The 11,253-nt window shown below is 64.3% G+C and carries 10 protein-coding genes; 4 read left to right on the forward strand and 6 right to left on the reverse strand.

Annotated elements, in window-relative coordinates; genetic code table 11:
- Nucleotides 1–110 precede the first annotated feature (110 nt).
- From IVA81_RS11615 to IVA81_RS11625, 3 genes are all read left to right on the forward strand, one after another.
- Complete coding sequence (locus IVA81_RS11615) at nt 111–1,355, forward strand: divergent polysaccharide deacetylase family protein (protein ID WP_247316530.1); 1,245 nt, start codon at nt 111–113, stop codon at nt 1,353–1,355.
- Between the two features lie 76 nt (nt 1,356–1,431).
- Nucleotides 1,432–1,938: an RNA pyrophosphohydrolase gene (locus IVA81_RS11620; protein ID WP_247316532.1), complete on the forward strand. Its 507-nt coding sequence runs from the start codon at nt 1,432–1,434 to the stop codon at nt 1,936–1,938.
- Between the two features lie 63 nt (nt 1,939–2,001).
- Nucleotides 2,002–2,502: an RNA pyrophosphohydrolase gene (locus IVA81_RS11625; protein WP_247316534.1), complete on the forward strand. Its 501-nt coding sequence runs from the start codon at nt 2,002–2,004 to the stop codon at nt 2,500–2,502.
- A 288-nt stretch (nt 2,503–2,790) separates the two neighbouring features.
- Here the strand turns inward: IVA81_RS11625 and IVA81_RS11630 are convergent, their stop codons facing one another.
- The 6 genes from IVA81_RS11630 to IVA81_RS11655 form a co-directional block, all read right to left on the reverse strand.
- The gene (locus IVA81_RS11630) at nt 2,791–4,452 is read right to left on the reverse strand and encodes an adenylate/guanylate cyclase domain-containing protein (RefSeq protein ID WP_247316536.1); all 1,662 of its coding nucleotides are present in this window, start codon (nt 4,450–4,452) and stop codon (nt 2,791–2,793) included.
- Nucleotides 4,453–4,604: 152 nt separating this feature from the next.
- Entirely contained in the window at nt 4,605–5,012 is a 408-nt protein-coding gene (locus IVA81_RS11635; protein ID WP_247316538.1) for a F0F1 ATP synthase subunit epsilon, read from the reverse strand.
- A gap of 86 nt (nt 5,013–5,098) precedes the next feature.
- Nucleotides 5,099–6,541 carry a F0F1 ATP synthase subunit beta gene (gene atpD / locus IVA81_RS11640; RefSeq protein WP_247316540.1) on the reverse strand — a complete coding sequence of 481 codons (1,443 nt, stop codon included), beginning with the start codon at nt 6,539–6,541 and terminating at the stop codon, nt 5,099–5,101.
- Between the two features lie 52 nt (nt 6,542–6,593).
- On the reverse strand, nt 6,594–7,469 hold the full coding sequence (locus tag IVA81_RS11645) for a F0F1 ATP synthase subunit gamma (RefSeq protein ID WP_247316542.1): 876 nt from the start codon (nt 7,467–7,469) through the stop codon (nt 6,594–6,596).
- A gap of 177 nt (nt 7,470–7,646) precedes the next feature.
- Nucleotides 7,647–9,176 carry a F0F1 ATP synthase subunit alpha gene (atpA, locus tag IVA81_RS11650; protein WP_247316544.1) on the reverse strand — a complete coding sequence of 510 codons (1,530 nt, stop codon included), beginning with the start codon at nt 9,174–9,176 and terminating at the stop codon, nt 7,647–7,649.
- Nucleotides 9,176–9,736 (reverse strand): F0F1 ATP synthase subunit delta, encoded by a 561-nt coding sequence (locus tag IVA81_RS11655; protein WP_247316545.1) that lies wholly within the window; start codon nt 9,734–9,736, stop codon nt 9,176–9,178. The genes atpA and IVA81_RS11655 overlap by 1 nt, the downstream gene beginning before the upstream one ends.
- Nucleotides 9,737–10,372: 636 nt before the next feature.
- Here IVA81_RS11655 and IVA81_RS11660 point away from each other — a divergent pair.
- Nucleotides 10,373–10,876: a septal ring lytic transglycosylase RlpA family protein gene (locus IVA81_RS11660; RefSeq protein WP_247316546.1), complete on the forward strand. Its 504-nt coding sequence runs from the start codon at nt 10,373–10,375 to the stop codon at nt 10,874–10,876.
- Nucleotides 10,877–11,253 lie beyond the last annotated feature (377 nt).

Below are 11,253 nucleotides of genomic sequence, written 5' to 3' on the forward strand. Positions count from 1 at the left end.
TCCTCGAGCCGCCCTTTTTGCTTGGAACTCCCGGCATCCCCGGCCTATCCCGGCCTGCCGCCGCTTGACCCCGGCGTGGTATCGTCATTCGCAGTGATTCGGGATCGCGCATGACTGAAACGGCCGATGATCTGAGCGCCCCGCTCGGACAGGATAAGCCGCGCCGGAAACGCCGGCTGCGGCTGCCGTTCACGGCCATGCAGCTGCTCGCCGTCCTGCTCGGCCTGTTCCTCGTTACCTTTGCCGGCTTCGCCATCTTCAACAAGGATCCGCTCGGCGGCGAGCCGATGACGCGGATCGCGATCGGCGAGAAGGGCGCGGACAAGGCTGCCGCTGAGAAGCCTGCCGCCGACCATGGCCAGAACAGCAAGCAAGACGGCAAGCAAGACAGCAAGCACGACAGCCAGGAGGCGCAGAAGCAGGCTGCTCCCGGCGAGCAGAAGACCGTTACCATGATCGACGGCTCCACCGGCGCCCGCCATGACGTGGTGATCGGTGCCGGCGAAGCCGCCGACAAGGGCGACGCCGCAGCGTCAGCCCCGCCGCCCGTCATGGCCGGGATCAATCCAAAACTGCTGGAGAAGTCACGCTACGGCATGATCCCGGTGGTCGCCGACGGGCTGAAGCCGTTCAACGTCTACGCGGCGGATGCCGACCGCGCCAAGGCCGCCAAGATGCCGGTGGTCGCCATCGTGATCGGCGGCCTCGGCGTCGGCGCCGCCAAGACCACCGACGCCATCATGAAGCTGCCGCCGGCGGTGACGCTGGCCTTCACGCCTTACGGGTCCGATCCCGGCAAGCTGGCGGAGCGGGCCCGCGCGCAGCGCCACGAGATCTTCCTGCAGATCCCGATGGAGCCCTACGACTTCCCCGACAACGATCCGGGACCGCAGACGCTGCTGACCTCGCTCAGCGCCGACCAGAACATGGACCGCCTGTACTGGCATTTGAGCCGGATGCAGGGCTATGCCGGCATCGCCAATTTCATGGGCACCCGCTTCATCGCGACGGAGCCGGCGATGCAGCCGATCATCCGCGAGGCGGCCAAGCGCGGCCTCGGCTTTTTCGACGACGGCTCCTCGCCCCGCAGCATCGCGCCTCAGGCCGCGGCGAACCAGACCATGCCGTTCGGCAAAGGCGACATCGCGATCGACGTGGTGCCGACCCCGACCGAGATCGACCGCGCCCTGAACAAGCTCGAATCGGCGGCACGCGAGCGCGGCGCGGCTGTCGGCACCGCCTCCGCCCTTCCCGTCTCGATCGAGCGCATCGCCGCCTGGACCAAGACATTGGGCGACCGGGGTATCCTTTTGGTGCCATTGACAACCGCGATGCTGAAATCAAAATCCAGCTAAATCAACGGATTGGTACGGCACGGGTCCTCGCGGGGCCATTGGCGCCCTACCGACAGCATGCGAGAGGTCTGGCGGAATGGCGCGTTACGAGGATCTGCCCTACCGGACCTGCGTCGGAGTGATGCTGATCAACACGAAGGGCCTGGTGTTCATCGGCCGCCGCGCCGGCGGCATCGAACATGTCGATGACACCCATGTCTGGCAGATGCCGCAGGGCGGCGTCGATCCCGGCGAAGACACCTGGGAGGCCGCCAAGCGCGAGCTCTATGAGGAGACCAGCGTGCGCTCGGTCGAGCGGCTCGGCGAGGTCCCGGACTGGCTCACTTACGACATTCCGCGCACGGTCGCCGGGCGCGCCTGGAAGGGCCGCTATCGCGGCCAGCGCCAGAAATGGTACGCGGTGCGCTTCACCGGCAAGGACAGCGAGATCAACGTCGAAAGGCCCGGCGGCGGCGGCCACAAGGCCGAGTTCGTAAGCTGGCGCTGGGAACCGATGCACAATCTGACCGGGCTGATCATTCCCTTCAAGCGCCCGGTCTATGAGCGCGTGGTGCAGGAATTTTCCCCGCTGGCGGATGAATAAATCAAATTGTCGCTCCGGGTTCGATGCTAAGGCATCGCCGGAATGACGATGAGAGATGCCCGCGTGACCAACGAAAAGCCCTACCGCCCCAACGTGGGGATTGCCCTCTTCAATGCCGATGGCCGCGTGCTGATCGGTCACCGCTTCAAGGGCGACGGCCCCGAGATCATCCTGCCGGGGCTCGATTGGCAGATGCCGCAAGGCGGCGTCGACGAGGGCGAGAATCTGCGTGACGCCGCGATGCGCGAGCTCTGGGAGGAGACCAGCGTCGTCAGCGCGGACTACCTCGGCGAGACCGACTGGTTGACCTACGAATTCCCTCCTTACGACGGCCCGCAAACACACCGGCTGGCGAAGTTTCGCGGGCAGCGGCAAAAATGGTTCGCGCTGCGTTTCACCGGCAAGGATGATGAGATCGATCCGCTGACGCCGCGCAACGACCAGCCCGCGGAGTTCGACGCCTGGCGCTGGGAGCGCCTGGATCGCGTCGCCGATGTCGTGGTGCCGTTCCGGCGTGACGTTTATCGCGCGGTGGCGCGAGAGTTTGCGGTCTTTGGAAAGTAAAACCGCGAAAACAACCCCATGCACAGTAGAACGGGGGTGGAAATCATTGGAGGATTTTCGCCGGAGATTTGCGCGTGAGGCACCGTTCTTGTCAGCAAGGCTGCCACCGCTCGCTCCGCTGCGCTCCCTCCCCCGCTTGCGGGGGAGGGTTGGGGAGAGGGTATCTCCGCAACCGAGAACCCCCAAGAGGAGAGAGCCCTCACCGGGCGCGTTGCGCCGACCTCTCCCGCAGGCGGGAGAGGTGCACCGAGCCCGCAGCCGATTGATTCAACCTAAGCACATTCCACCCTAATTAACCGGTCCCACCGTGAACGGGCCGATTGCGAGGACGTGGCAATCGCTGTCGCGCTTGGCGCAGTCGGCGAGGGCGGAATTGACGGCGGTCTGCTCGTCGGCGGCCTTGAGGCCGAGGCCCGGCCGGCCGGCGGTGCCGACGGCAATCGCATTCCAGCCCATGGCGTCGGCGAGCTTGCGCATCACCTCGCCGCGCGCATCCGCTACGATCGATGCATTGGAGGCGGCATTGAAGAAGCCGGTGATCCTGAACAGGGTCGGGATCGGCACGACGAAATTATCGTCGACGGCGACCACGAGGCACGCCACGCCGGCGATCGCGCCGCACGATTCCAGGGACCGCCGCGCGGCGTCCTCAGGCGATGAGGCGCCGAGCACCATGAAATATTGTCCGCCCGGCCCAAGCGCGACCGAACGCGATTTCGCAGCCGGCACGAACATGTTCTCGAGACGGACTTTTTGCGGATCGCGCACGATCGGAAAGTCCTTTGAGGCGAACGCCCGCTCGGTCATGGCGTCATGCCGGAAATAGGGCGACGGCGGCATCGGCGGCTTGCCGTGAGTGTAGACGATCGTGTTGCCGACCGCATAGAGCTCGCAACGCCGCGGCGATTGCGCGGCATCGGCGCGCTTCTGGCACTGCTCGAGCGCGCCGTTACGCGCGGCCTCCTCGCTCGGCTGGTTCAACACCGAGCCGGTGAAGCCGCCGACATTGAGCGCGAAGGCCTTGTAGTCGCCGGCCGTGGAATAGTCGCCGGCGAGGAAGTTGCGGACGCGCTCGTTGATGAACGGCACGCTGTCGGCCGCAAACTTGCCGGCCATCGGCGCGGCCGACGGCGCAGGCATCGGAGCCATGGCAGCTCCGGTATTTTGCGGCGCCATTGATGTCATCGGCGCCTTGGCAAGCTGGGTCGGCATTGGGCTCGGCACCGCTGCATTTGCCGTCGGCGTGGCACTTGGTGCCGCGGCCGGCGCCGCTGCGACGCTCGCCGTCTGCTTGAGCTTGGTGTTGTAGAGAAAGCCGGTGACGCCGATGGCGACGATCGAGACCACCGCGACCACCAGCGGCCACATCCACACCGGGGCAGCGGCCAGCTTCGAGCCCGGCCTCTTCAGCTGCGGCTTGGTGTAGCTGCCGTCCTCGCGCCGCATCGCCACCATGTAGGCATGCACGGGCGTCGGGATGTTCTTGACCTCCTGCGCGCCGATATCGGCGAACTGCACCGAGAGCTTGTTGGCGACCTGCTCATGCACCGCGCGGGAGACGCAGATGCCGCCGACCTCGGCGAGGCCTTCCAGCCGCGCCGCGATGTTGACGCCGTCGCCAAGCAGATCGCCGTCGCGCTCGACCACGTCGCCGATGGTGATGCCGATGCGGAACGACATCTGCCGGCTCGGCGGATAGGCCATGTTGCGGGTCCGCAACGACTCCTGGATGTCGATCGCGCAGCGCACCGCATCGACCGCGCTCGGGAATTCCGCCAGCACGGCATCGCCCGCCGTGTTGAAGATGCGTCCGCCGGACTTGGCGATGAAATCGTCGACGACCTCGCGGTAGGAGGCCAGACGCCGCAGCGTCTCCTCCTCGTCTTCCGCGACCAATCTCGAGTAACCGGCAATATCCGCTGCGAATATCGCGGCGATCTTGCGTTTCATCTGCACCCCGCCCCGGGAACAAAATTCGCAAGGGAGAATGCCGCTATCGGAAGCGCGGTGCAACAAAGTTTCAGCGCCCGCCACGGTCGGTGACGAGCGCTGAACTTGTTCAGGAATTTTAGGCCTAAAGCCCCGGAGCGGTGCCCCGGGGCTTAGTGCATAGCCGTCGAGTTGAGCTGCTGCTGGATGCTCTTGAAGTGGTCGAGCCGCTCGATCGCCTGATCGAGCTCGCTGCCTTCGTGCTCCTTCAGCCCCTCTTCCATCTCCGAGACGGTCGCGGCGAACTGGGCGCGGTCGAGCTCGGCCAGCGACGTCGCGACGTCGGCGAGCACGGTCAGGCCGTTTTCGGAGACTTCGGCGAGACCGCCGAGCACGATGATCTTCTCGTGACGGCCGCCAGCGGTGATGGTGAGAATGCCCGGACGGATCGCGGCCACGACCGGCGCATGCCCTGCCAGCACGCCGAAGTCTCCCTCGACGCCGGGGATGTCGACCTGATCGACCTCGCCCGAGAAGGCGAGCTTTTCCGGAGAGACGAGATCGAAGTGGAAGGTGGCCATTGGAAACCTGCGAATGGTGAGTAGCGAATAGCGAATGGAGCGGGAGCAGCGAGACTATTTGCTACTCCCTACTCGCCATTCGCAGCTTAGGCCGCCTCGGCCGCCAGCTTCTTGCCCTTCTCGACCGCCTCTTCGATGGTGCCGACCATGTAGAAGGCGGCTTCCGGGAGGTGATCATACTTGCCTTCGCAAAGGCCGCGGAAGCCCTTGATGGTGTCCGCGAGGTCGACGAACTTGCCGGGCGAGCCGGTGAAGATTTCGGCCACGTGGAACGGCTGCGACAGGAAGCGCTCGATCTTGCGGGCGCGGGCCACCGTCAGCTTGTCCTCTTCCGAAAGCTCGTCCATGCCCAGAATGGCGATGATGTCCTGGAGCGACTTGTAGCGCTGCAGCACCTGCTGGACCTGGCGCGCGGTGTCGTAGTGCTCCTGGCCGACGACGAGCGGCGAGAGCATGCGCGAGGTCGAGTCGAGCGGGTCCACCGCCGGGTAGATGCCCTTTTCCGAGATCGCGCGGTTCAGCACGGTGGTGGCGTCCAAATGCGCGAACGAGGTCGCGGGCGCCGGGTCGGTCAAGTCGTCGGCTGGAACGTAGATGGCCTGCACCGAGGTGATCGAGCCCTTCTGCGTGGTGGTGATGCGCTCCTGCAGCGCGCCCATGTCGGTGGCCAGCGTCGGCTGGTAACCCACGGCGCTCGGAATGCGGCCGAGCAGCGCCGACACTTCCGAACCAGCCTGGGTGAAGCGGAAGATGTTGTCGACGAAGAACAGCACGTCCTGGCCCTGGTCGCGGAAGTGCTCGGCGACGGTGAGACCCGTGAGGCCGACGCGGGCGCGCGCGCCCGGCGGCTCGTTCATCTGGCCGAACACCAGCGCGCACTTCGACTTCACGCTCGGATCCGGATTGTGCGGATCGGCGTTGACCTTGGACTCGATGAACTCGTGATAGAGGTCGTTGCCCTCGCGGGTACGCTCGCCCACGCCGGCGAACACGGAGTAACCGCCGTGCGCCTTCGCGACGTTGTTGATCAGCTCCTGGATCAGCACGGTTTTGCCGACGCCGGCGCCGCCGAACAGGCCGATCTTGCCGCCCTTCGCGTAGGGAGCAAGAAGATCGACGACCTTGATGCCGGTGACGAGAATCTCGGCTTCGGTCGACTGGTCGGTGTAGGTCGGCGCTTCCTGGTGGATGGCGCGCACGCCCTCGGACTTGATGGGACCGGCTTCGTCGATCGGCTCGCCGATCACGTTCATGATGCGGCCGAGCGTGCCGTCGCCCACCGGAACCGCGATCGGCTGGCCGGTGTCGGTGACTTCCTGGCCGCGCACCAGACCTTCGGTCACGTCCATCGCGATCGTACGCACGGTGGACTCGCCGAGATGCTGCGCAACTTCCAGCACGAGGCGGATGTTGCCGTTCCTGGTTTCCAACGAATTGAGAATGGCCGGCAGGTGGCCTTCGAACTGAACGTCGACGACGGCGCCCATGACCTGGGTGACGCGACCGACCGGGTTAGCTGCTGTAGCCATGAAGCTCTCCTTCGAAATTCTGTACTTGAACGACCGTCGTTTGGTTCGTGCGTCAGACCGCCTCGGCGCCGGAGATGATCTCGATCAGCTCCTTGGTGATCTGGGCTTGACGGGTTCGGTTGTAGATCTGGGTTTGCTTGCGAATCATCTCACCCGCGTTGCGGGTGGCGTTGTCCATCGAGCTCATCTGCGCGCCATAGAACGAGGCGTTGTTTTCCAGCAGCGCGCGGAAGATCTGCACCGCGATATTGCGCGGCAACAGGCCGGAGAGAAGCTCGTCCTCCTCCGGCTCGTATTCGTAGGAGGTCGTCGGCGCGTTCGCGGCCTTTTCCTCGACGATCAGCGGAATGATCTGCTGCGCGGTCGGGATCTGGGCAATCACCGACTTGAACTGCGCGTAGAACAGCGTGCAGACGTCGAACTCGCCGTTGTCGAAACGGGCCAGCACCTTCTTGGCGATGTCCTCGGCGTTGACGAAGCCGAGCTGACGGACGCTGCGCAGGTCGAGATGCTCGACGATCTGCTTGTCGTACAGGCGGCGGAGCTGCTCGTAGCCCTTGCGGCCGACGCAGAAGAATTTGACTTCCTTGCCCTGCGCGATCAGTGCCTGGGCGCGCTCGCGCGCGAGACGCACGATCGAGGAGTTGAAGGCACCCGACAGACCACGTTCGCCGGTGCAGACCAGCAGCAGGTGGACCTGGTCCTTGCCGGTGCCGGCCAGCAGTGCCGGCGCGCCGGGCGAACCCGCGGCAGCGCTGGCGATGTTGGAGATCACCGCGCTCATCTTGTCCGCATAGGGCCGCGCCGCCTCGGCCGCTTGCTGGGCGCGGCGCAATCTGGACGCGGCGACCATCTGCATCGCCTTGGTGATCTTCTGCGTCGCCTTGGTGGAGGCGATGCGGACGCGCATGTCTTTAAGTGACGCCATTCTTCGTTCACCCCGACGGTTCGATCCCTTTCGGTCAAACCGCTAGCTTGTCCCTGTCGTCATGCCCGGGCTTGTCCCGGGCATCCACGTCTTCGTCTCCCACGCGGTGAGGCGGGGATGGCCGGGACATCAATGCGAAGACGCGCTGCGCACTTTCGCCCGGCCCCGACGGCGTTCTTATGCGAAAGACTTCGCGTAGCCTTCGACCACCGACTTCAGCTTGGCGGCGGTGTCGTCGGAGAGATCGCGGCTGTCGCGGATCGCAGTGAGGATCTCGGCGTTCTTGCCGCGCAGCAGCGACAGGAGACCGTCCTCGAACGCGCGCACCTTGTTGAGCGGGAGCGGGTCGAGATAGCCGTTGGTGCCGGCCCAGATCACGCAGACCTGCTCTTCCATCTTCAGCGGCGCGAACTGCGGCTGCTTCAGGAGCTCGGTCAGGCGCGAGCCGCGATTGAGCAGGCGCTGGGTCGAGGCGTCGAGGTCGGAGCCGAACTGCGCGAATGCCGCCATTTCGCGGTACTGCGCGAGCTCGCCCTTGATCTTGCCGGCGACCTTCTTGGTGGCCTTGGTCTGCGCCGAGGAGCCGACGCGCGACACTGACAGACCGACGTTCACCGCGGGACGGATGCCCTGGAAGAACAGGTCGGTTTCCAGGAAGATCTGGCCGTCGGTGATCGAGATGACGTTGGTCGGAATGTAGGCCGACACGTCGTTGGCCTGGGTTTCGATGACCGGCAGCGCCGTCAGCGAGCCCGAGCCCTGGTCCTTGTTCAGCTTCGCCGCGCGCTCGAGCAGGCGGGAGTGCAGATAGAACACGTCGCCCGGATAGGCTTCGCGGCCTGGCGGGCGGCGCAGCAGCAGCGACATCTGGCGGTAGGCGACGGCCTGCTTGGACAGATCGTCATAGATGATGACGGCGTGCATGCCGTTGTCGCGGAAGTACTCGCCCATGGTGCAGCCGGTGAACGGCGCGATGTACTGCATCGGCGCCGGATCCGACGCGGTGGCGGCGACGATGATCGAATATTCGAGCGCGCCCTGCTCTTCCAGCACCTTCACGAACTGGGCAACGGTCGAACGCTTCTGGCCGATCGCGACGTAGACGCAATACAGCTTGATGTTCTCGTCCGGCTGCGCGTTGAGCGGCTTCTGGTTGAGGATGGTGTCGAGCGCGATCGCGGTCTTGCCGGTCTGACGGTCGCCGATGATCAGCTCGCGCTGGCCGCGGCCGATCGGGATCAGGGCGTCGATCGCCTTGAGGCCGGTCGCCATCGGCTCGCTCACCGATTTGCGCGGAATGATGCCGGGCGCCTTGACGTCGACGCGCATGCGCTTGTCGGCCTGGATCGGGCCCTTGCCGTCGATCGGGTTGCCGAGTGCGTCGACGACGCGGCCGAGCAGACCCTTGCCGACCGGCGCGTCCACGATGGCGCGGGTGCGCTTGACGGTCTGGCCTTCCTTGATCTCGCGGTCGGCGCCGAAAATAACGATACCGACGTTGTCGGTTTCGAGGTTCAGCGCCATGCCGCGGGTGCCGTTCTCGAACTCGACCATTTCGCCGGCCTGGACGTTGTCCAGACCATAGACGCGAGCGATACCGTCGCCGACGGACAGCACCTGTCCGACTTCGGAGACTTCAGCTTCCTGGCCGAAATTCTTGATCTGGTCCTTGAGGATCGCGGAAATTTCCGCGGCGCGGATGTCCATCAGCCTGCCTCTTTCATCGCGTGCTTGATCGAATTGAGTTTGGTGCGAAGCGAACTATCGATCATGCGGCTGCCGAGCTTGACGACGAGGCCACCGATGATCGAGGGATCGACATTCACGTTGAGCGCGACGTCCTTGCCGGTCACCGACTTCAGGGCAACCTTGAGGGCGTCGAGATTCTTGTCCGAGAGCGCTTCCGCCACGGTGACGTCGGCCGTCACCTCGCCCTTGAACCTGGCGACGAGGGCGCGGTAGGCGCGGATGACGTCAGTCACCGCGAACAGGCGGCGATTGGCGGTCAGAACCTTGAGGAAATTGGCGGAGATGCCGGCGATACCGGCCTTGTCCAGCACGGCCGAGAGAGCCCTGGACTGGGTCTCGGCCGCGAACACCGGGCTGCGGACGAGGCGCTTCAGATCAGCGCTTTCATTCAGCAAGCCCTCGAATTTGTCGAGATCGGCTTTGACCTCGTCGACCACTTTCTGGTCGCGGGCCAGTTCAAACAAGGCCGTTGCATAACGGCCCGACACACCTGAAACGGACGTATCTTCTGCAGCCACAGACGCGCTCTTTTTGCTGTCAAACTCGCAAGGGAAAAACCGTCGCCACAAAGCGGCGCCAAGCGATCCAAGCCCTTGGAATTCAAGCGGGACTTCGATTTTCGGCCGACACGGGAGGTGCCGGATCCGTTAAAATCGCGGCTTTGCTATCATAGCAGGCGCGCACGTGCAACATGACGCCAAATTAAAGGCATGACGTTCTGTCGCCAGTTCGTCGCAGTCCACGACGACGCAACGTCGACCTGCCACCCGACGGAATTGCCGCGCGCCTCTGAGCGACGCCGGCCCTTTCGTTCCTGCCCTCAGCGCATAGCGGCCATGAACACGGATCGCTGAGGCGTGATTTTGGCCTCCTCGGTTCCACTCGCCGAATACTTACCCAATTCTAAACGTTGGAGGCGACAACTTCGTTTTACAGTATTCGGATGTAATCAAGAGATTAACAAATCGTTAAAGCGGAAGATTACGGAACATCGGCTGAATATCCGATAGCGGTAACAAGATATTTCATGACGAAACAGAATGGATTTACTGCCCAATTCACGCCTCATTAGGAATCGAAACGCCAACCCGCTCACAAACTGATGGGGGCTCCACTAGCCACATGTGTGGCAATACTAGCTTAGGGACCACTAAATGCTGTCTTTGAAGACGCTGGGCTTTGTGACCCGGCCACGCACGGCGATCGCTTTCGTTGCCGCAACTCTCCTCATCGGTGGAACTGCCACCGAGGCTTCCGCCAAATCCCGGCATCACCGGCATCATCATCATCACCGCCACCATGCTCAGACCGATACCAACGCGACCTCCGATTGGCGCAATGCCAATGCGGCGATGACGCCGTCGGCGGGCACGGGCCGCAGCTTCTCCGGCATCGCCTCCTATTATGGCAACGAGTCCGGCAGCAAGACCGCCTCGGGCCAGCGCTTCAACCAGAACGCCATGACCGCAGCGCACCGTTCGCTGCCGTTCGGCACCAAGCTGCGCGTTACCCACGGTGGCTCGAGCGTCATCGTCACTATCAATGACCGCGGCCCGTTCATTCGCGGCCGGGTTCTCGACCTCTCCACCGGCGCTGCCCGCGCCATCGGCCTCACCGGGGCCGGCGTCGGCCGCGTCACCGCGGAAGTCGTCTCCTAAGGCGCGTTAGCGCCTCATCGACCGCGCAGTTTTTCATCAGTTTGCTGCGCACATGAAACAAGCCCGCGGTCTTGGGGGACCGCGGGCTTTTTTATTGTCGTCACCGCGCGCGTGTCCCGGACAAGCCGCAACGCCGCCAGGGCGTTGCGGCGCAGAGCCGGGACCCAGAAGCCGCAAGCTCCTGTGCCACATGGGCCCCGGCTCTGCAGCGCACCGCTGAAGAAGCGCTGCGCTGCGTCCGGGGCACGACGGAGAGAGAGAGAGAGAGAGAGAGAGAGAGAGAGAGGCACTGCTCTCACAGCGTCATTGCGAGCGCAGCGAAGCAATCCAGACTGTTTCCGCGGAAGGACCCTGGATTGCTTCGTCGCAAGGGCTCC

Source organism: Bradyrhizobium sp. 141 (assembly GCF_023074055.1).
Taxonomy (GTDB): Bacteria; Pseudomonadota; Alphaproteobacteria; order Rhizobiales; family Xanthobacteraceae; genus Bradyrhizobium.